At 59.7% G+C, this 20,817-nt stretch carries 20 protein-coding genes; 9 read left to right on the top strand and 11 right to left on the bottom strand.

All coding sequences use genetic code 11. The features are described from left to right. Nucleotides 1-30 precede the first annotated feature (30 nt). Together ACB033_RS07150 and queF are read right to left on the bottom strand one after the other, a co-directional pair. Nucleotides 31-2,301, bottom strand: coding sequence for a hypothetical protein (locus ACB033_RS07150; protein ID WP_017781874.1), 2,271 nt, complete (start codon nt 2,299-2,301; stop codon nt 31-33). 137 nt (nt 2,302-2,438) lie between these two features. Further along, nucleotides 2,439-3,287, bottom strand: coding sequence for an NADPH-dependent 7-cyano-7-deazaguanine reductase QueF (gene queF / locus ACB033_RS07145; RefSeq protein ID WP_010634793.1), 849 nt, complete (start codon nt 3,285-3,287; stop codon nt 2,439-2,441). Between the two features lie 158 nt (nt 3,288-3,445). Here queF and syd point away from each other — a divergent pair, with 158 nt between their 5' ends. Continuing rightward, the gene (gene syd / locus ACB033_RS07140; protein ID WP_010634792.1) at nt 3,446-3,994 is read left to right on the top strand and encodes a SecY-interacting protein; all 549 of its coding nucleotides are present in this window, start codon (nt 3,446-3,448) and stop codon (nt 3,992-3,994) included. Nucleotides 3,995-4,063: 69 nt separating this feature from the next. Here the strand turns inward: syd and ACB033_RS07135 are convergent, their stop codons facing one another. The 5 genes from ACB033_RS07135 to ACB033_RS07115 form a co-directional block, all read right to left on the bottom strand. Next, nucleotides 4,064-4,849, bottom strand: coding sequence for a Zn-ribbon-containing protein (locus tag ACB033_RS07135; protein ID WP_042009249.1), 786 nt, complete (start codon nt 4,847-4,849; stop codon nt 4,064-4,066). Between the two features lie 3 nt (nt 4,850-4,852). Further along, nucleotides 4,853-5,149, bottom strand: a complete 297-nt coding sequence (locus tag ACB033_RS07130; protein ID WP_010634790.1) for a DNA-binding protein — start codon at nt 5,147-5,149, stop codon at nt 4,853-4,855. Between the two features lie 88 nt (nt 5,150-5,237). Then, nucleotides 5,238-5,474, bottom strand: coding sequence for a DUF2789 domain-containing protein (locus ACB033_RS07125; protein WP_005303490.1), 237 nt, complete (start codon nt 5,472-5,474; stop codon nt 5,238-5,240). A 57-nt stretch (nt 5,475-5,531) separates the two neighbouring features. Next, nucleotides 5,532-5,831: a DUF3301 domain-containing protein gene (locus ACB033_RS07120; protein ID WP_005303488.1), complete on the bottom strand. Its 300-nt coding sequence runs from the start codon at nt 5,829-5,831 to the stop codon at nt 5,532-5,534. Nucleotides 5,832-5,898: 67 nt separating this feature from the next. Further along, complete coding sequence (locus ACB033_RS07115; protein ID WP_005303486.1) at nt 5,899-6,927, bottom strand: DUF3549 family protein; 1,029 nt, start codon at nt 6,925-6,927, stop codon at nt 5,899-5,901. A 235-nt stretch (nt 6,928-7,162) separates the two neighbouring features. Here ACB033_RS07115 and ACB033_RS07110 point away from each other — a divergent pair, with 235 nt between their 5' ends. From ACB033_RS07110 to ptsG, 6 genes are all read left to right on the top strand, one after another. Further along, nucleotides 7,163-7,498: a YqcC family protein gene (locus tag ACB033_RS07110; RefSeq protein ID WP_005303485.1), complete on the top strand. Its 336-nt coding sequence runs from the start codon at nt 7,163-7,165 to the stop codon at nt 7,496-7,498. A 26-nt stretch (nt 7,499-7,524) separates the two neighbouring features. Beyond that, nucleotides 7,525-8,322 carry a tRNA pseudouridine(65) synthase TruC gene (gene truC / locus ACB033_RS07105; RefSeq protein ID WP_193557969.1) on the top strand — a complete coding sequence of 266 codons (798 nt, stop codon included), beginning with the start codon at nt 7,525-7,527 and terminating at the stop codon, nt 8,320-8,322. Nucleotides 8,323-8,392: 70 nt separating this feature from the next. Then, on the top strand, nt 8,393-8,833 hold the full coding sequence (locus ACB033_RS07100) for a flavodoxin (RefSeq protein WP_005303481.1): 441 nt from the start codon (nt 8,393-8,395) through the stop codon (nt 8,831-8,833). A gap of 528 nt (nt 8,834-9,361) precedes the next feature. After that, a complete protein-coding gene (locus tag ACB033_RS07095; protein ID WP_139431431.1) occupies nt 9,362-10,621 on the top strand; it encodes a maltoporin in 1,260 nt (419 codons plus the stop codon). 181 nt (nt 10,622-10,802) lie between these two features. Beyond that, nucleotides 10,803-11,672, top strand: a complete 870-nt coding sequence (locus ACB033_RS07090; RefSeq protein WP_226009481.1) for a MalM family protein — start codon at nt 10,803-10,805, stop codon at nt 11,670-11,672. A 432-nt stretch (nt 11,673-12,104) separates the two neighbouring features. Then, the gene (ptsG, locus tag ACB033_RS07085; protein ID WP_139725376.1) at nt 12,105-13,535 is read left to right on the top strand and encodes a PTS glucose transporter subunit IIBC; all 1,431 of its coding nucleotides are present in this window, start codon (nt 12,105-12,107) and stop codon (nt 13,533-13,535) included. 162 nt (nt 13,536-13,697) lie between these two features. On the opposite strand, the gene ACB033_RS07080 is transcribed toward ptsG, so the two are convergent. The 4 genes from ACB033_RS07080 to map all read right to left on the bottom strand — a co-directional run bounded on the left by ACB033_RS07080 (nt 13,698) and on the right by map (nt 18,732). After that, the gene (locus ACB033_RS07080; protein ID WP_005303475.1) at nt 13,698-14,081 is read right to left on the bottom strand and encodes a DUF3461 family protein; all 384 of its coding nucleotides are present in this window, start codon (nt 14,079-14,081) and stop codon (nt 13,698-13,700) included. Nucleotides 14,082-14,209: 128 nt separating this feature from the next. Then, a complete protein-coding gene (dapD, locus tag ACB033_RS07075) occupies nt 14,210-15,037 on the bottom strand; it encodes a 2,3,4,5-tetrahydropyridine-2,6-dicarboxylate N-succinyltransferase (RefSeq protein ID WP_139725377.1) in 828 nt (275 codons plus the stop codon). 184 nt (nt 15,038-15,221) lie between these two features. Beyond that, the gene (glnD, locus tag ACB033_RS07070; protein WP_005303472.1) at nt 15,222-17,858 is read right to left on the bottom strand and encodes a bifunctional uridylyltransferase/uridylyl-removing protein GlnD; all 2,637 of its coding nucleotides are present in this window, start codon (nt 17,856-17,858) and stop codon (nt 15,222-15,224) included. Nucleotides 17,859-17,943: 85 nt separating this feature from the next. Continuing rightward, a complete protein-coding gene (gene map, locus ACB033_RS07065) occupies nt 17,944-18,732 on the bottom strand; it encodes a type I methionyl aminopeptidase (RefSeq protein ID WP_005303471.1) in 789 nt (262 codons plus the stop codon). A gap of 361 nt (nt 18,733-19,093) precedes the next feature. Here map and rpsB point away from each other — a divergent pair, with 361 nt between their 5' ends. Further along, entirely contained in the window at nt 19,094-19,822 is a 729-nt protein-coding gene (gene rpsB / locus ACB033_RS07060) for a 30S ribosomal protein S2 (protein WP_005303470.1), read from the top strand. 104 nt (nt 19,823-19,926) lie between these two features. Then, nucleotides 19,927-20,808 carry a translation elongation factor Ts gene (gene tsf / locus ACB033_RS07055; protein WP_005303460.1) on the top strand — a complete coding sequence of 294 codons (882 nt, stop codon included), beginning with the start codon at nt 19,927-19,929 and terminating at the stop codon, nt 20,806-20,808. The last annotated feature ends 9 nt before the right edge of the window (nt 20,809-20,817 follow it).

Here is a 20,817-nt window from a genome sequence, read left to right as displayed (position 1 = left end):
CAGTTCCAGACCCAGTTGAATATCTATTCGTCACTGATCAACCGGCACTCTCTTCCGTGAAAGTTGAAGCCAATTAACCCATTGCTTTTCATGAGAAGAATTTACTTTTACCAGTCCCTTGTCAATTGCCATCAAGCAGCATTGCCACACATCCCCATTAAAAAATGCGGCCTGCTGGCAATCGATGGCAGCCAGCTCCAACCAGACGCTTTGCTGGGATTTTTCACTGAGCTGAATGGCTCCTGCCAGCGCCAGATAGCAGAGGTCGAACAGCCCGTGATGATCGAGGGCGGTGGCCGCCTTGGGCAGGAAGGGGTGGCTGACAATGCCGAGGCTGATGTGGCGATCGAGCGGATGCTGGCAAGGAAACTCGGCCAGTGCGGCGAGCAGCTCGCGGGCCAGCCGGTGCAGATCCTCCACATGACGCTGGGGCACCACATAGAGCAGATGACCCTCGCGCAGATCGTAGATGCGGCCATCCTGCGGGGTGAGGCCGTTGACGTAGGCACCGAAGGCCTGCTCTATCTCGCGGCTCACCTGGTAGCCGTGCTGCTCCAGGCTGTTGACCAGGAAGGGGACCCGAAACAGCAGGTAGTGCAGCTTGTCGTCGAACTCGCTGCTGGGCAGCTCGCTCAGATACCAGCGCTCGGAGCGCTGCTGGCGCTTGGCCATCTCCCGTGGCCAGCGGCTCATCAGTCGCTGCCAGTTGGCCAGCCCGGTGCGTGGCTCGAGCAGCAGCGCCTCGCCCAGCTGCTTGCCCTGCAGGCGGGCGACCCGCAACTTGAGCCAGAGGGTGAAGAAGAGGTAGATGAACAGGGTCAGCAGCAGGCCGGTTATCACGCTCGACCAGAGGTAGCGATCCTGTTGATGCTTGCTGGTGCTGAGCTGCTGCTCCAGCTCCTTGATCTGCTGTTCACGCTCCACCTGGGCGTAGTTGTCGCGGATCGCCTCCTGCTCCAGATCGACCTGCTGCTGGCGCACCTGCTCGCTGCGCTGGTGGAAATTCTTGTAGCTCTCCAGCGCCTGCTGCAGATAGCCCTTCTGTTCGTAGGCGGCCGAGAGCAGGCGGAAGATCTCGAACTGGCGCTGGGTGTCGCCGATCTGGTTGGCCAGCGCCAGCGCGTTCTCCAGCTGCAGGATGGCGATGCCCGCCTCCTTCTGCTTGAGGTGCAGCTCGCCCAGCAGCAGCAGGGTGTCGATCAGCGGCTCCTTGTCATCCCCCAGCTCGTGGGACTGGCGGGCCGCGGTGAGGTAGTTGCGGGCCAGGGTCAGGTTGCCGGTTTCCAGATAGGTTTTGCCGATTTCGTACTTGAGGTTGGCGATGCGGGTGCGGTTGTTGCCCTCGTCCAGCAGGTCCAGGGCGTTGAAGAAGTAGACCAGCGCCATGTTCATCTCGCCCTGCTCCCGGTTGAGGCGGGCCAGCACGATGAGGGCGTCGCTCAGCAGGGAGGGATTGCCGAGGGCGTGGAAGTAGTTGGCTGCCTCATTGGCATATTGCAGCGCCTTCTGCGGCTCCTGCTCCTCTTCATAGAGGTTCACTATCTGGTTCGACAGCAGGCCGAGGAAGAGGGGATCCTGCAGGCCCCTGGCCTGCTGCTGGGCGTCGATGTAGTCGCCCAGCGAGAGCTGCGGCTGCTTGAGGGCGTGGTAGAGATCGCCGCTCACCGCGCTGACCCAGGCGCTGGCCAGCGGGTTCTTGGTCTGATCCGCCCAGCGGCGGGCTTCGGCCAGCTGGCGTTTGGCCTCGTCGAACTGGTGCGCCTCTATGCTGGCATTGGTGCGCAGCAGCCGGCTGTAAACCTGCAGCTGGCTCTCTTTCAGGCTGGGGGTGCTGAGCAGGGTCTCCAGCTGACCGAGCAGGCCGCTGCTGGCACCGTGGGAGCGTTCCAGCAGGTTCTGGCTGCGGATCTTGAGGTAGAGGCCGTGGGCCTGCAACTCCAGCTGCTGCTCCTTGGCCGCCATGGCGATGCCCTGATCGAGGGACTTCTGGGCGGCCTGGAACTGGCCCAGTTGCAGCAGGCACTCCCCCTTGAGCAGGTGGGCGCCGGTGGCCTGGGCGGCGGTGCCATAGCTCAACAGCGGCTCACGGTAGCCGTACTCCTGGCGATTGCTGATGATTTGCTTGGGATTATTGGCCGTGCGCGCAAGGAAGGCGGAGGTGATCTGCACGCATCTGGCAGGATCGGTCAGCACCAGGGTCTGGGCCTGTTGCAGATCGATGGACAACTGCTCCTTGGCCAGATCCAGATCAGGAGCGGACAGGGAGGACATCATCATTGCCAGAAAAAACAGTTGATTCATTGGATTAAGGGCAGCACGGGAGTGAGGGCATGTTATCCAAGCCCGGCCCCGTGCGTCCAGAGTTTACTGACAGATTGCGCGCCAACCCCGTTATCCGGGCGCTGGCGGCGCAGAGCGGCGGGGGCAGTGACTGCGGATTATTGCCGGATCAGGCGCAGGTTGGCCGGCACTACTTCCCAGTCGCTGCGAAACGGGTTGATGTCCAGGCCGCCGCGGCGGGTGTAGCGGGCGTAGACGGTCAGCTGGCTCGGGGCGCAGAAGTGCTTGAGATCGGTGAAGATCCGCTCGATGCACTGCTCGTGGAACTCGTTGTGCTGGCGAAACGAGATGAGGTAGCGCAGCAGTTTTTCCCGGTCCAGCTGCGGGCCGCGATAGTGGATCACCACGGAGCCCCAGTCCGGCTGGCTGGTCACCAGGCAGTTGGATTTGAGCAGGTGGCTGTGCAGGGTCTCCTCCACCTCCTGGCTGCCGGCCGCGCCTTGCAGCAGGTCGGCATCGAACTCGTAACAGTCCACGGCGATGTCCTGCTCGTCGATGCACTCGCCCGGCAGGGCGGCAATGTGGTGCGGAGCCTGGGCCAGCGGGAACAGGGTGACGCTCACATCGCTGCCGGCACAGGCGCTCAGGTCCTTGACCAGCATGGCCTGCACCGCTTCCAGCGAGTCGCAGCGGGTCTGGTTGAAGGAGTTGAGATAGAGCTTGAACGACTTGGATTCGATGAGGTTTGCGCTGGTGGCAGGCACCGAGACCTCGCCGACGGCGACCATGGGCTTGCCTTTGGCATTGAGCCAGGAGAGCTCGTACAGGGTCCAGACGTCGCAGCCCTGGAACGGCAGCTCGCCGCCAAGACCGAGGTCGTCGCGGTTCAGACTGCGGGGCACCGGCTGCAGCAGGGCCGGGGTGTACTGGCTGATGTAGGCCGATTGCTGGCCGAGACTCAGCCCCTGCAGGGCGCTGGCGCCGGCGTATCTATCTTGTTTGCTCATCTGTGTGACTCGAACGTTGAATGGGCGATGGCAGAGGCATGGGCCCCGCTTGGGGTGGCAAGGCGGGGAGTGCCGGCTGGCGATCCGCGCTTCACCTTGTCTGCTCATGGCTTTGATGGTGCAATAGCGGACTTTGGCAGCAATTGTGGGGAATTTCGATGTCGGATCAAGTCTTGTCTGCCCTGGAACACTTTTTTTTGCGCTGGCAGCGCGACGGCGAGGCGAGGCGAGGGCTGCCCCTGTGCGAGTGGGAGGCGGACTGGCGCTCCCCCTGCGAGCTGGATGAACCCAAGGAAGGCCGGGTCGCCTGGCGCCCGCATCGGCGCACCGAGCCCGCCGATTTCACGGCGATGAACGAGGCGCTCGAGCTGACCCTGCACCCGGCCGCGCAGGCCCTGTTTGGTGGCTGGTTCAGTCGCCCTGTGCCCTGCCTCTACAAGGGGTTGCGGCTCGAGTTTGTGCTGCCCTGGAACGAGGCGGATCTCGACCTGCTCAAGGAGAACCTCATCGGCCACCTGCTGATGCTGCGCAAGTTGAAGCGCAGCCCCTCCCTGTTCATTGCCACCACCCGCAACGAGATGACGCTGGTATCGCTCGACAACGAGAGTGGTCAGGTGTGGCTGGAGTGGCTCGACTCGGGCCGCCGATTGGTGCTGGCGCCTTCTCTGCCCGCGTTCCTGGAGCGGCTGGAGACCCTGCCGCAATAAGCGGCGTTAGCCACAATGAAAAACGCCTTGCCGACCGGCAAGGCGTTTTTGTCTGGTTCACCGCCGGGCTCAGTCCTTGAAATCCCAGGAGAGGTTGGCGACCAGCCGACAGGGATCGCACTTGAAGTCGAAGATCTCGTGCAAGGGCTCGGCCAGCGCCCACTCGCCGCCGCAACCCGGACAGGGGCGAGCCTTCTCCTCGGCCGCACTGCGGCCACCCACCCGGTAGAGGTAGTAGTAGGTGGGGATGCCGGTCAGGGCTTCCAGCCGCTTGCCGAGATCGCTGCCACGGCGCTGGAGCCGGCTGCCCACCTCACCGATTTCGTGCAGCGCCGCATGTTCGGCGATGGAGCCGTTCATCTGCAGCTGATCGCACGCCTCCCAATCCTCCTGCCACTTGATGATCTGCTTGTGGTCGCCGTTGGCGACGGCCGGCAGCCGATAGAGCGGGATGGGGGCGAAGTGATCGCCGCAGCGCAGCGGCGAGCAGGTGTGCAGGAAGCTGGTATAGAGCAGCATCCAGCTGGGGCGCTCGCCATCATGGCCGCAGGGGTCGGTGCTGTCAGAGAGCAGGTCCGCCCCCTGCAGGTGGAGTTTGGGGGCGAGCAGCCCGGCCTGGTGCAGGCCCTGCTCCGCCAGCTTGACCTGTTCGCTCTGGTTGTCGGGGTGCAGGCTGTCCTGCTCTGGGCAGACCACCCGGCTGACGAAGTAGCCCTCGTGCATGCTGGTGGGAAACTCCCGACCGAGGATCTGGCCCTGATAGCGCAGCATGTCGAGGTAGTTGACGATGGCCCGCTCGGCCTCACCCAGCGAGGTGTCGCGATAGCACTCAAAGCAGAGTTCAAGGATGTACATGGCTCACGGCTTCCCTTGCTGGAGCAGCAGCTCGGTCAACCGATCCACTTTGCGTTCGATACGTTCGAGCCGTTCGGCAAGCTGCAGCAGGGTGGGCTCGGCGGCGGGAGCGGGGGCTTCCTGCGCCGGGCTGGCGACTTCCGGGGCGCCTGCGGGTTGCTGTTTCCACTGGCTCAACACTTTGAGCAGCTCGGCCATGGGAACGGGCTGGCCGAGGCGGGCCTTGACCATGGCGGTGGTGGGGGCGATGCCCTTGGCCGCCAGTTCATTGGCGATGCGGATGATCTCTTGGGCTGACATGAGTGCTCCTGCACGGCATGGGGATATTGGGGCTGGACGGGGCACAGAGCTTAACCAAAGCGTGCGGGGCTGAAAAGCGGGAAGCGGGTCAATCGTGCCGGCGCAGCAGTACGTCCAGCTCATCGATGGTTTCCGACCAGTCCGAATCGTTCCACAGGGCATCGCGCAGAAAATTGGCCTGGGCACTGGTCCAGAAGGGGGCTTCCGGCAGCAGGGTCTGGTTGTCGAGGCGGTGCTCGTGAATGAAGCGGTGCAGGCTCAGCTCGTCGTTGGCCAGCCCAAGCTGGGCAAACAGGGCGGCCAGATCGTGGGTCAGGAACTCCATCTCATCTCTCCGAAAAGACATTCCAGAACAGTATAGGCTCGCCCCGTGGCGGGAGATTTACAGGCTGGGTACCCGATGTGGCGGGAGGTCAACGCCGACCACCTGCAGCCCCTGCATGCGCAGTTGCCCCAGGTAGTGGCTCTCGCCATCGCTGGAGAATTCGAACTCGTAATAGGTGAGCAGGCGCAGCGGCTGGTGGGCCAGCGCCCGGTGGCTGCGTGCCAGCGACAGCAGTTGCAGGTCGTGATGCTGGCAGTAGCGGCGCATGTATTGCCAGGCGAGTTCGGCCTGGCGCCGCTGGTGCCAGAAGGCACCTGCACCCAGGGTCAGCAGCAAGATGGCGAGCACTTCACCCATCGCGGGCTCCTTTTGCGGTGTGTCCGTGTCGGGTGGCGCCCCGCCAGGGGGCGGGGCGCCGCTATCATCAGGCCGAGGCGAACAGGCGGCCGATGGCCTGGCCCAGGGCGTCGCTGCGCTCGGGGTCGCGTAGTCTGGCCAGCATATCATTGCGCAGGGCCGGCAGGGTCACCAGTTCGGCAAATACCTGATTGAAGAACTGGGTCGGCTGCAGGGCCAGCTGCTCCAGGAACAGGCTGAGCAGGGCGGCATCCTTCAGATCGGGCCAGAGCCGGCCGGCGATGGCCAGCAGCAGGGCCGGGCTCGGCTGGGTTTGCAGCAGGGTCAGCAGCTTGTTGGTGCGCATGCTGCTGCCGTTGCAGGAGGCCAGCGCCCGACACAGGTAGGCCAGGGTCTCGGCGTTGGGCTCGGCGCACTCCTGCTCCTTGCCGATGCGCTCGAACAGGGCGCCCTGTACGGCCGGCGGCAGCGGGGCGTTCTCCAGGCTCTGGCAGAGAGCATAGAGCGGCTCTTGCGGCAGCTTCGGCAGCGCCTTGCACACCAGCGCCAGGTTGCGTTCATCCTGCAGCCGCTCCGCCAGATCAGCAAAGCCCTGCACGCCGAGGGTCTGCCACCCTTCGGGGGAGGGGGCGGACAGGTAGTGGCAGAGCCCTTCGAAGTAGGCGGACGGGGCCTGCTCCAGCTGGCGGGCCAGCTTGGCGTGCAGGCTGGCCATCTTGGCTTCGGCCGGGCGGAAGGTGTAGGGATTCTCGGCCAGCCGCTGGGCCTTCTCCTCATCGAGCTCGCCGGTCAGCTTGTAGCCCAGAGTCTCCACCACCTGATCCATGAAGTGCTTGGGGCCGCTCGAGATGAGCAGACCGCGCTCGTCGAGAGCAAACTTGAGGAACCAGAGGTAGTGGCGCGACTCGGCCGGCTGGAAGAAGTGGACGCCGAGCCAGGCGTGCTGCTGCAGGGGCCAGGGGTAGGGCTCCTGCTGCTGCTCGATGCGCACGAAGGTGTCGCTCGCCAGCGGCCGCACCTGGCGGCCCATATCGAACAGCTGAAACTGGGTATCGGCCTGGGTCAGAAAGTCAGTCAGAGTATTGATGGTGGACATGAGGTGATCCGGCTAAGGGTGATGCGGGCCGATTATAAGGCGCTGGCACAAGATAGCCAGCAGGGAGGCGTGTTGCGGCCCGTACGGATGGCCGTTGGGGTTACCTGTTGCCCGGCCGCCGGGGGCATGGCAGAGAGCGGGGGAGAGGGTGTATAGTAGCGCCCTTTTTTGCAAAGCCCGGTTCGCTGTTGACTGAACCGCGAACCGGGGACGTGGTGATGAGGAAGAGAGCGCAATGAATCAATATCTGCTGGTAGCCGGCCTGCTGGGCGAACTGACCGCCGAACTGCAACGTCTGGAACGTTGGCAAGCGACCCATCCGGGGGAAGAGGCTCTGGCCAGCGAGCTGCCGTTTTGCGTCGATACCCTGAGCTTCGATCAGTGGCTGCAGTTCGTGCTGATCCCGCGCATGGAGCAGTTGGTGCTGCTGCAGGCGCCGCTGCCCAGCAGCGTCTCTCTCTATCCCATGGCCAGCGAAGTCTATAAGGAAGAGCTGGCCGAGGTCGAAGCCCTGCTGCGCCTGATCGCCCGCTTCGATCTGTTGCTCTCCGGCAAAGTGGTCGAACAATGATGAGCGAGCAGACCCTGGGTCATCAGATGAAAACGCAGACGGGCGGCAGTTCCGATGCTTGCACCACTCAAGACGACGGCGAGATGAAGCTGACCCTGCTCTACCAGGATGACTGGCTGGTGGCAGTCAACAAGCCCTCCGGTCTGTTGGTGCATCGCAGCTGGCTCGACAAGGCCGAAACCCGTTTTGCCATGCAGATGACCCGGGATCTCATCGGCGGTCGTCACGTCTACCCGGTACATCGGCTGGATAGACCCACCTCGGGGGTGCTGCTGTTTGCCCTCGATCCTGCCGTGGCCCGTACCCTGACCGAGGCCTTTGCCGCCCGTCAGGTTCACAAGGAGTATCTGGCGCTGGTGCGAGGCTGGGCTCCGGAGCAGGGGGTGATCGACTACCCCCTCAAGGAGCAGCTGGACAAGATCGCCGATGCCATGAGCGATCCGGATCGTCCGGCCCAGGAGGCGGTGACCGCGTTTCGTCGCCTGCATCAGGTCGAGTTGCCCCATGCGGTTTCCAAGAAACACCCTACCAGTCGCTACAGCCTGGTTCGGCTGTTCCCCAAGACGGGTCGCAAGCATCAGCTGCGCCGTCACCTCGATCATCTGTTCCACCCCATCGTCGGTGACACCACCCACGGCGATGGCCGCCACAACCGCTTCTTTCGCGAGCACTATGGTTGCGATCGCCTGCTGCTGGTGGCCCGCACCCTCAGCTTCCAGCATCCGGTGCTGAAGGTGCCGATGCGCATCCAGGCCCCGCTTGGGTCGCACGTACTGCAGCTGTTTGCCGCACTGGGCTGGCCTGCCAGCGAGAGCGACTACTGAAGCGTTCGGGGTGTTGCCTGACTCCGCGCTGTGGCATGCTGGGCATCCATGCTGGTCAAAGGGGGTCGTGATGGTGCAGATAGATATAGTGGTGGGAACCGTGTACGGGGCTGCCATGCTGGTGGCCGAGACGCTGGCGGCGCGGCTGGAACAGGCGGGGCACGGCTGTCGGGTGTTTGAGGAGGCCGAGCTGGAAGATCTGGATGCGAGTCGATTCTTGCTGGTCATCACCGCCACCACCGGCCAGGGCGACATTCCCCCCAATCTGCAACCACTGGCTACTGCCCTGACTGATCGGGCCCCCTACATGAAAGGGTGGCGTTATGCCCTCATCGCCATGGGGGACAGCAGCTATGAGCACTTCTGTGGCGCCGGTCGCCACCTCGATGGACTGCTGCAGGAGCTTGGCGCCAGCCCTCTGCTGCCCCGCCTGGAAATAGATGCCACCGTCGACGATGAACCGGAAAAAGTGGCGCTGGCCTGGCTCAATGACTGGCTAAATAAACTCTAGCGACCACTCTTTTTCATCACTTATAGATCCCCGTTCAGTCCGTCTGGCGCGGATATTTATTTTGTGGGGCAGGCCAGTCTCAACTGGCCATATTTGCCCGCTATTTCTCCGGTTATTTTTCAAGCCGTTCCTTGTTTGCTCAGTGATTTATTTCGGCGCCAGCTGACATGCCGCAAATTTAAAAGTTCCCCATTGAAAGCGATTTCAGTCATGTTTTTGTCATCAATTTGAATATTTATCACTTAATCCTCGAAGCGAATTAATTGCTGGTAGCGGTTTCATGGTGGATCTTTTTGCATTTCAACCATAGTAAATAGTGAGTTATTGCATAGATTTACAGTTATCCATCCCATAAAACCCTCTGCGACCAATGCTGGGCGATTTGTCGCCATTTTGTGAATCAGCTCATGTTTGTCCCGAAATTGGCTACCTATAATCGGCCTCGGTTATCACCCAAACGTTTTTACGGTGATAAGAACTTGGATATTCAGGATCACACTCCTCACAGCGGGAATAAGGAAAATGAAAATGAAAGCAAAGTGGCTCCCGATCGCTGCAGCAGTAACCGCAGCCCTGGCTTCCCAAGCCGCCTTCGCCGTTGATTTCCACGGCTACATGCGTTCCGGTGTCGGTGTTTCCGATAACGGTGACATGCAGGTGTTGGGTGATCAGCAGAAGCACCGTGTAGGTCGTTTAGGTAATGAAAACGACACATATGGTGAAGTGCAGTTGGGCCAAGAGGTGTACAATAAAAACAACCAGACCTTCTATGTTGATTCAATGTTCACTATGAAGAGCAATTTCCAGAGTCGTGACTGGGAAAGCACTAATGGTGATAATGCTGAGTTTGCACTTCGTCAGTTCAACGTTCAGGCCAAAAATCTGTTTGGTGGCAATGAAACCGTATGGGCAGGTAAGCGTTTCTATCAGCGTCATGATATCCACATTTCTGATACCTACTATTGGGATGTGTCCGGGGCCGGTGCTGGTGTAGAAAACATTGAAGTTGGCCCTGGTAAACTTGCTCTGGCGGTTACCCGTAATGACCCATGGGAAGCCGTGACTGGCACCAAAGACACAATCGATACCAATGTGTTTGATATTCGTTATGCTGGTATTCCGCTTTGGGCTGATGCATCGTTGGAAGTTGGTTATGATTTTGCCATGGCAAACCCGACCGATGAACAGGATAAGCTGAATCCAAATATTAATGATGGTCATATGTTGACTGCTGAACTTACCCAATCCATGCTGGGTGGCTTCAACAAGACTGTTGTTCAGTACTTTATAGATGGCTTGGCTGCTCAAGGTGTGAGCTATGGCTCCGGCTCTGGTAGTGGCCTGCAATCTAACTCCAGCAGTGGTGATGGTTTCCGTTTGATAAACTGGGGTGTACTGCCGATTGGTGACAAGGTTGAATTCGGTCATCAACTGATTTATGCGCAGGCAAGTGACTTCACAGAGTGGGGAACCCAGTATGATGACAAGGATACTTTCTCTGTTGTTGTCCGTCCTATGTACAAATGGAATGATGTTATGAAGACCATCGCTGAGGTGGGTTACTTCAAGGATCATGAAACCCAAAAAGGTGCGGCAGAAACGTCCACTGATGGTAGCAAATTTACTCTTGCACAAGCTTGGTCTGCAGGCTCCAGTTTCTGGGCTCGTCCGGAGATCCGTGTGTTCGCATCTTATGTGCAGCAAGATGGGGCGTTCCGTGCTGATAGCAATGGTGTTAAACAAGACGACACTTGGAACTTCGGTGTTCAAGCAGAAGCTTGGTGGTAATCTGTTGACGTCATGACTGCAAGTGCCCCCGCATGACGGGGGCTCTTTTTTACAATACGTTTCTTAGGGTCACGCGATGAGATATTCCAGATTAGCCTTGACTGTATTCTGTTCTGTTGTGCTGGGTGGGTGCGCCACGTTGGAAACGACGGTGGCGCCGACTCAGGAGTTCAAGTCCATCATGGGAAATCGCGACGTTGCGATGAGCCAATTGGCTACGGTTAGCAGCTGCTGTCGCGATGTCTCCAGTCTGCCGTTTCAGGACATACAACCGGGCGCAACCAAGCTTATCCCCATTGATGGCAGCTCCCCCGTTTACGCTTTCAGCGAAGGGAAAAGCCACTTCGCAGCCTTCCGCTTGCCGGTCAACTCCGGTGACCTGCGCATCACGGTTGATGGCTTGATCGACAAATCGCTGTTCAACCCGACCGTCTTGATGCTTGATTCCAAATTCAATGTGACCCGCAAGTTGGGCAGCGACGTGTTCAAGTACGAGCCTGCACGCATGCTGCAGGGGGATCGCATGGAAGCCGTGTTTACCGTGGATCGCTCCTATGTCGGTAACCCCAACAACGAAAGTTACATGGTGATCTACACAGACCAGAGTGGTCTGGACAAAACAACCACCATTCTGAGCCCTTCCAAGCTGATGACCAAGTCACTGGGGGTGGTTGATTATGGTGAAAAAGACCCCGTCATTCCGCACTCCCCCTGGGGCGTGGTCAGCCTCTCTGTGGAGGACTTGAGTGGCGTCAAAACCGAGAGCAACTACTACAAGCCCGTCTATCAGGATGTGATTGATGCCAACACCCCGGTAGTCAACACGGCACCAAACAAGCTTGTCGTGCCCCTGGCGACCGCCGGTGCAGTCAAGAGCAGTGCCCCCATGCTGAGCGAAACCGAGGCCTTCTATCAATCCCAGATCGAGAAAGCGGTGAAAGCCGGTGACATCGACAAGGCGATGAGACTGGTCAGCGAAGCGGAACGGGCAGGTTCGACCAAGGCGAAATCGGTCTTTGTGGATGCGGTCAAGCGTTCCCAGAAAGGCTGAATATCGTCCGGTCTTTAAAAGATAATATTTATTTGAGGCCTCCCTTGTTGGAGGCCTTTTTAATCGGTAGACTAAAATAGAAAAAACAGCAAATGGTTACATTAAGTTACATTGCGTTTCATGGTGTATTGTTTTGATTGGCTAAAATACAATGCGAAACAGCACTTTTCATATTTCTGGTTTAGCATGAAGATGCCGAAATATAGCTGTAATTAGCTGAAAATTCCCGCCGAAATTATCTTGTGATCTCCCCTCCAAATTTTTTATTCGCTTACCCCTGATGGAAGATATTTGCGATCTGCTGGGTTATATTCAGCTGGTCAAAATAAACAAACCCGCGTCGAATTCATGCCGATGAGAGATGATGTTCTTGGTCGTCTATAAATTGGACTGAAGCGTCTACGGTAAGACATTCCATTCAGGAGCGCACACATGTTAAAAAATGCTTTCTCTAATCTGCAAAAGGTCGGTAAGGCGCTGATGCTGCCAGTATCGGTCTTGCCCGTTGCAGGTATTCTGCTGGGGGTGGGTGCTGCCCACTTCAGCTGGTTGCCGGAAATTGTCTCCCAGCTGATGGAGCAGGCCGGTGGTTCCGTATTCGGTCAGATGGCCCTGCTGTTCGCAGTGGGCGTGGCACTCGGCTTTACCAATAACGACGGCGTATCCGGCCTGTCCGCCATCGTTGGCTACGGCATCATGAGCGCCACCCTGAAGGTGATGGCCCCCGTGATGGGCGTCGAGACCATCGAGACCGGCGTACTGGGTGGTATCCTCGCCGGTGGCGTGGCCGCCTGGGCGTTCAACCGCTTCTACAAGATCCAGTTGCCCGAGTACCTGGGCTTCTTCGCCGGCAAGCGTGCCGTGCCGATCATCACCGGTTTCGTCTCTATCGGTCTGGGCGTGATCCTGTCCGTGATTTGGCCGCCGGTAGGTGCCGCCATCGGTGCCTTCTCCGACTGGGCTGCCAACCAGAACCCGGTACTGGCCTTCGGTATCTACGGCGTGGTTGAGCGCTCCCTGATCCCGTTCGGTCTGCACCACATCTGGAACGTGCCGTTCTTCTATCAGGCTGGTACCTGTGTCAACGCCGCTGGCGAAACCGTACACGGCATCATGACCTGCTTCCTGACTGCTGACGACGCCTCCCGCGCTGCCGGCAACGGCTTCGGTCAGCTGGCTGGTGGCTACCTGTTCAAGATGTTCGGTCTGCCTGCCGCCGCGTTTGCCATCGCGCACTCCGCCAAGCCGGAAAACCGTGCCAAGATCGTAGGTATCATGGCCTCTGCCGCCCTGACCTCTTTCCTGACCGGTATCACCGAGCCGATCGAATTCTCCTTCCTGTTCATCGCGCCGGTACTGTACGCCATCCACGCCGTGCTGGCCGGTCTGGCCTACGTGCTGACCAACTCCCTGGGCGTGGTACATGGCCACACCTTCTCCAACGGCTTCATCGACTTCGTGGTGCAATCCCCGCGTGCCGATCACGTGCTGCTGCTGGTGGGTCTGGGTCTGGTTTATGCCGTCATCTACTACGTGGTCTTCACCGTGGTCATCCGTGCCATGAACCTGAAGACCCCGGGTCGTGAAGACGAAACTGCTGAAGAGAGCGTTGGTCAGAGCAAGGACGAGATGTCTGCCGCACTGGTCACTGCCTTCGGTGGCAAGGAGAACATCGCTTCTCTGGACGCTTGCATCACCCGTCTGCGTGTCGGCGTGAAGGATGTGGCCAAGGTTGACCAGGCTGGTCTGAAGAAACTGGGCGCCGCCGGTGTGGTGGTTGCAGGTTCTGGCGTACAAGCCATCTTCGGTACCAAGTCCGACAACCTGAAAACCGACATGGACATCTGGATGAAGAGCAACTAATCCCTGCTTTCATTCCGAGTTCCGAAAAGGGAGGCGCAAGCCTCCCTTTTTGCTGGGCCGCGTTTGGGCGGCGGGGCATGTGCGGGGCTGGCCTGATGACGCCTGCCTGATGTGACCCAATGAAAAAGGCGCCCGTGGGCGCCTTTGCTGCATCAGACCGGTTTAGAGCTTTTCCAGATCCCGCTCGATTTCGCTGATCTTGTTCTGCACCACTTTTTCCAGGTGACGCAGGTCGCGCAAGATCTTCTGCTTGATGTCCGGGTCGGCCTGCACGTGCACGCCCTGGGTCAGGTTGTCGAGCTCGTCCACCACGTATTTCAGATTGGCGTTGATCTCGGTGACATCCTTGTACTCATGGGTGCCCGAATCGACCAGCATGGTCTTGCGCTGGCGCGGGTATTTGAACTTGACGCTCTTGGCGAAAAACTCGCCCTTCTGCTTCTTGAAGTAGATCTTGAGGATGTCGTGGTTGGCCTCCTGGCGCAGGGTATAGCTGTCGACGGAGGCGGGATCCTGGATCCCCAGGCTCTTCAGATTCTCGTACATCAGGCTTCCTCGGTTTGAAACGATCCTGTCACGTCTATCTTAACCGAGCCGGTGTGGCTTGCCTGTGACAGGGGCGCCAAAATCAAAAGGGCGCCATCAGGCGCCCTTTTAAATCACAGCAAAACCGCTTACTCGTCGATGGAACGCAGCAGAGCGTTGATGCCGACCTTGGCGCGGGTCTTGGCATCCACCTTCTTGACGATGACGGCGGCGTAGAGGCTGTACTTGCCGCACTTGGAGGGCAGGGAGCCGGAGACGACCACGGAGCCAGCCGGGACGCGGCCGTAGTGGATCTCGCCGGTTTCACGGTCATAGATGCGAGTGGACTGGCCGATGAAGACGCCCATGGAGATGACGGAGCCTTCCTCGACGATCACCCCTTCCACCACTTCGGAGCGGGCACCGATGAAGCAGTTGTCCTCGATGATGGTCGGGTTGGCCTGCAGCGGCTCCAGTACGCCGCCGATGCCGACGCCGCCAGAGAGGTGAACGTTCTTGCCGATCTGGGCGCAGGAGCCCACGGTGGCCCAGGTGTCGACCATGGTGCCTTCATCGACGAAGGCGCCGATGTTGACGTAGGAGGGCATCAGCACGGTATTGGGCGCGATGAAGGAGCCTTTGCGGGCGGTGGCAGGGGGCACGACGCGCACACCGGCGGCCTTGAACTGCTCGGCGCTGTAGCCGGAGAACTTGAGGGGAACCTTGTCGTAGTACTGGGCATCGTCGCCCTTGATGATGCCGTTGTCATTGATGCGGAAGTAGAGCAGCACCGCCTTCTTCAACCACTGGTGCACCACCCACTCGCCGGCAATCTTCTCGGCGACGCGGGCCTTGCCGGAATCCAGCAGGTCGATGGCTTGCAGGATGGCGGCCTTGGTGGCGGCATCGACGGAGCCGGGAGTGATGGAATCACGGCGCTCGAAGGCCGCTTCGATGATCTGTTGCAACTCGGTCATGACAGGTTTCCTTTAAAAAATTCCGTTTGTTGTATCACACTTTTCCAACTGTTTTTAAGGGCCCGGGCCGATTTCTTCACAAGAACGGCGATTTATTGTACTCGAGTGGCCCAACCACTTGTTCTGACTGAAAAATCAGGTTGATAAACGGGGTCTTGTGAGGCCGGTCCGGGGTGTCATGGGCCTACCCTTCAGCACTCTCCACAGGGTTGAGCTGATTGACCAGCCGCTCCTCCAGCGCTTGCTGCTCGGTCTGGGTCAGGGGTTCTCCAGCCAGGGTGGTGAGGCTGAAGAAGTCCTCCACCCGCTCGCCGATGGTGGTGATCTTGGCGGCGTGCAGCGACAGGCCGCACTGCTGGAACACGGCGCCGATGCGGGCCAGCAGGCCCGGGGTGTCGAGCGCGGTCAGCTCCAGCAGGGTGTGGCGGTTTTCCCCCTTGTGGGGCAGAAACACCACCCGGGTCGGCACGCTGAACTGGCGGTGGCGGCGCGACAGCGGTTTGCTGCGCAGCACCAGCTTGCCCGGCTCCTGCAGCGCCTTCTCCAGTGCTTTCTTGATGGTGGCGGTGCGGTTGGGGCTGATGGGCTCGCCGTTGGGCTCGAGCACCACGAAGGTATCGAGCACGTAGTCGCTGCGCGAATTCATGATCTGGGCGTCGTGGATGTTGAGGTTCTTCTGATCCAGCGCCGAGGCCACGGTGGCGAACAGATTCGGGGTGTCACGACAGTAGATGAACACCTCGCTGCCGCCGCGGGTCGGGTGCTTGCCGATGATCACCAGCGGCGCCGGGTTGTCGCCGTGCTCGATGATCTTGCGGCAGTGCCAGGCGATCTGTTCCGGGGTGTGGCGCAGGAAATAATCGGCCTTGAAATCGCTCCAGAGCTGGTTGATGGCCTCTTCCGGCACGTCGCGCTGGGCCAGGAACTGCTTGGCCTGGCGCTGGTTTTCACGGATCCGCAGGCGCATGTCAGGCGGGTTTTCCAGCCCCTGGCGCAGGGCTTTCTGGGTGGCGAAGTAGAGCTCGCGCAGCAGGGTGCCCTTCCAGTCGTTCCACAGGGTGTCGTTGGTGGCGCAGATATCGGCCACTGTCAGGCAGTAGAGCAGGTCGAGGTGCTGCTCGTCGCGCACCTTCTGGGCAAAGTCGGTAACCACGTCCGGGTCGTAGATGTCGCGGCGTTGGGCGGTGACCGACATCAGCAGATGGTGGCGCACCAGCCAGGCGACCAGCCGGCTCTCGTAGCGATCCAGGCCGTGCAGCTGGCAGAACTCCAGCGCATCGACGGCGCCGAGCTCGGAGTGATCGCCACGTCGCCCCTTGGCGATGTCGTGAAAGAGGGCGGCGATGCTGAGCAGCTCCGGCTTGCGCAGCCGGGTGAAGACCTCGTGGCAGAGCGGGTGGGTCTGGCGGCTGGCCGGGTTGGGAAACTGGTGGATGTTCTTGAGCAGCCGGTGGGTGTGTTCGTCCACCGTGTAGGCGTGGAACATGTCGAACTGCATCTGGCCGACGATAAGGTTCCACTGCGGCAGGTAGGCGGCCAGGATGCCGTATTTGTGCATCAGGCTGAGTGGTTGGCCGATGCCGTTGGGGTGGCGCAGCAGCGCCATGAACAGGCGGCGGCACTCGGGCAGGTCCTGCAGCCAGCAGTTGAGCTTGCGACGCGCCTCGCGCAGCTGGCGCAAGGTGGCGGAGTGGATGCCGGCAATCTCCGGGTGCTGGGCAATCTGGTAGAAGAGGCGCAGGATGGCGGCGGGATCGCGGCCGAACAGCTCGCTATCCACCGCATCGATGAGGCGCCCGCGCAGCTGGAACTCGTCGGAGAGGCGGCGCACGTCCATGGCTGTGTTGCCGAGGATCGCCTCGTCAAACAGCTGCAGCAGCATCTCGTTGAGCTCGGAGACCCGTCGCACCGTTTGATAGAAACGTTTCATCATCTGCTCGACCGGGGCGTTGCCTTCCCCCTCGAAACCCAGCATCTGGGCCACGGTGCGCTGGCGATCGAACAGCAGCCGGTTGTCGCCCTTGTTGATGGCCATGTGCAGGGCGAAGCGCACCTTCCAGAGGAAATTCTGGCAGTCGAGCAGCTCGCGATACTCGGCCCGGTTGAGAAAACCGTGGCTGGTCATCTCGAACAGGGTGGTGGCGCCGAAGTGGCGGCGAGCCACCCAGGCCAGGGTCTGGATGTCGCGCAGCCCCCCCGGATTGCACTTGAGATCCGGTTCGAGCTTGTAGGCTGTACCGAGAAACTGCTGATGGCGTTGGGCCTGCTCTTCGCGCTTGGCCTTGAAGAACTGCTCGCTCGGCCAGAAGTGCTGGGGGCCGGTAGCCTCCTTGAGCTGCTGGAAGCCCGCCTCGCGGCCGGTGATGTAGCGCGCCTCGATGAGGTTGGTGGCGACCGTGATGTCGCCGCGTCCCTGCTCGATGCACTCGCGCACGTTGCGCACCGCCTGGCCCACCTCCAGCTTGAGATCCCACAACAGGGTGATGAACTCGCCGATGCGCAGCCCCAGCACCTCGTCCAGCTCGTCCCCTTCGTAGAGGATCAGCAGGTCTATGTCGGAGTGGGGGTGCAGCTCGCCGCGGCCATAGCCTCCCACCGCGATCAGGGTGAGCTCCGTCTTGTCGAAGCCGAATTTCTGCCACAGCCGGGTCAGCAGCTGGTCCATGTATTCGGAGCGGGTGGCCACCAGTTCGATGATGTTGTCACCGGCGTCGAAGCGGGCGTGCAGCCAGCCGAGAAAACGGCTCAGGTACTCCTTGCAGTTCTCGCGGGTGAGCTGATCGTCGGGCAGCAGATGGGGGGAAAGCAGGCTGGCGTCCATGGCGTCTCACACTCTTGTCGCAGGCCGAAGTGCGGGGCCTGCGGCTGATAAAAACAAAACCCCGGCGAGGGGCCGGGGTTTGATGTTAACCGTGTTTGATGAGACGGTCGATAGTGTCGTCCGGGCGCAGGGTCAGCACCTCGCAGCCATCCTCGGTCACCAGCAGGGTGTGCTCCCACTGGGCGGAGTCGCCGCCATCCTTGGTGGTCACGGTCCAGCCATCCTTCGGGTTGACCTTGCAGTGGTACTTCTTGCTGTTGACCATGGGCTCGATGGTGAAGCACATGCCAGGTTTGAGCTCCAGCTTGCCGCCGTTGCGGTAGTGCAGGATCTGCGGCTCTTCGTGGAACTCGGCCCCGATGCCGTGACCACAGTAGTCACGTACCACGGAGAAACCGGCCTTCTCGACGATGGGCTGGATCACGGCGCCGATCTCGGTGATGCACATGCCGGGGCGCACCTGCTTGATGGCGGCGTAGAGGCTCTCCTGAGCCACCTTGCAGAGCTGGCGGCGCAGCGGGGTGGTCTCGCCCACGATGAACATGGCGGAGGTATCACCGTGGTAGCCATCCTTGATGACGGTGATGTCGAGGTTGATGATGTCACCCTCGCGCAGCTTCTTGTGGTTCGGAATGCCGTGGCAGATCACATCGTTCACCGAGGTGCAGATGGACTTGGGGAAGCCGTGATAGTTGAGCGGGGCAGGGATGGCCTGCTGCACGTCGACCATGTAGTTGTGGCAGATGGTGTTCAGTTCGTCGGTGGTGACGCCCGCCTTGACGTGGGGGGCGATCATGACCAGCACATCGGCGGCCAGCTGGCCGGCAACGCGCATCTTTTCAATCTCTTCCGGTGTCTTGATTTTAATGGACATGGGATCTCTCTTGGGACCTGACCGCGCACCCTGTGATGTCCGGCAATCAGGTAATGAAAAATAGATGCGTTTGCAATCAGGCCAAAATTTTATCCCCAACCCCCGTTTACTTCCAGTGTGATTGTCATCACAGCGTCAAATCGGTGCCGCAACCTGCTCGGCAGGGATCCATTTTTAGCGGTACGGCTGGTGGTGTCCTGACCAAAGTTATGGTATAAAGCGCGCCGGAATGGGGAACTTGTCTCCCCGTACCATCACCCTTACTTAAACAACACACACACATCGACACATATGCCGGGGTGCCTTAACGGGTCGGTTATATGGGATGTGTGGAGGCCTAACCCCAATACAGAGGTATAAAATGGCTAAAGTTTCTATGCGCGACATGCTGCAAGCCGGCGTTCACTTCGGTCACCAGACTCGTTACTGGAACCCGAAAATGAAATCCTACATCTTCGGTGCCCGCAGCAAGGTTCACATCATCAACCTGGAAAAAACCGTTCCGATGTTTGACGATGCCATGAACTTCATCAGCTCCGTAGCTGCCAAGAAGGGCAAGGTACTGTTCGTAGGTACCAAGCGTGCCGCGTCTGAAGCCGTAAAAGAAGCCGCTGAGCGTTGCGACCAGTTCTATGTTAACCACCGCTGGCTGGGCGGCATGCTGACCAACTGGAAAACCGTTCGTCAGTCCATCAAGCGCCTGAAAGATCTGGAAACCCAGAGCCAAGACGGTACCTTCGACAAGCTGACCAAGAAAGAGGCGCTGATGCGTACTCGCGAAATGGAAAAGCTGGAGAAGAGCCTGGGTGGTATCAAGAACATGGGCGGCCTGCCTGACGTTCTGTTCGTTGTCGATGCCGACCACGAGCACATCGCTATCAAAGAAGCCAACAACCTGGGTATCCCGGTAGTTTCCATCGTTGATACCAACTCCAACCCGGACGGCGTTGACTATGTCATCCCGGGTAACGACGACGCTATCCGTGCCGTTCAGCTGTACCTGAATGCTGCTGCTGACACCGTACTGGAAGCTCGCGCTCAGGACATCGTTGTTCAAGCCGAACAAGATGGCTTCGTTGAAGCTGAGTAATTGATAAGGACTGCAAAGCCCTTATTAACCAAGCTGATGTAATTGGTTAGCAGGGGCCCTTGTGGCCCCTGTTTCTTGTCAATTCAAGACCGAGGATACTGGACATGGCAAACATTTCTGCCGCCCTGGTAAAAGAACTGCGCGAGCGCACCGCCGCTGGCATGATGGATTGCAAAAAAGCACTGGAAGAAGCCAACGGTGATATCGAACTGGCTATCGAAAACATGCGCAAATCCGGTCAGGCCAAAGCCGCCAAGAAAGCTGGCCGTATCGCCGCTGAAGGTGTGATCTTCGCCCGTACCGAAGGCAACGTTGCCGTCATGATCGAGCTGAACTGCGAGACTGACTTCGTTTCCAAGGATGCCGGCTTCCTGGCCATGGGTCAGAAAATCGTTGAGATCGCCGCTACCCAGAAGATTGCTGACGTTGACGCGCTGAAAGCCGCCGACTTCGGCAACGGCGAGTCCGTCGAGCTGACCATCACCAACCTGATCGCCAAGATCGGTGAGAACATGAACCTGCGTCGCGTGATGCTGGTTGAAGGTGACAACCTGGGCACCTACGTTCACGGTTCCCGCATCGGTGTTATCACCAAGCTGGTCGGCGGTACCGACGAGCTGGCCAAAGATCTGGCCATGCACGTTGCTGCCAACAGCCCGCAATTCGTCAAGCCGGAAGATGTGTCTGCCGACGTCGTTGCCAAAGAGCGCGAAATCCAGATCGACATCGCCATCAACTCCGGCAAGCCGAAAGAGATCGCCGAGAAGATGGTTGAAGGCCGCATGAAGAAGTTCACCGGTGAGGTTTCCCTGACTGGTCAGCCGTTCGTGAAGGATCCTTCCATGACCGTTGCCGAGCTGCTGAAGAAAGAAGGCGCTGACGTTGTTTCCTTCACCCGTTTCGAAGTGGGCGAAGGCATCGAGAAGCAAGAGACCGATTTCGCTGCAGAAGTAGCAGCTCAAATCGCGGCCGCTCAAAAGGCCTAATCGAACCGG

It is taken from the genome of Aeromonas sp. S15(2024) (assembly GCF_041402265.1).
GTDB lineage: Bacteria > Pseudomonadota > Gammaproteobacteria > Enterobacterales > Aeromonadaceae > Aeromonas > Aeromonas dhakensis.
The sequence above is the reverse complement of the archived record's forward strand: the minus strand, read 5'-3'. Positions and strand labels throughout refer to the sequence as shown.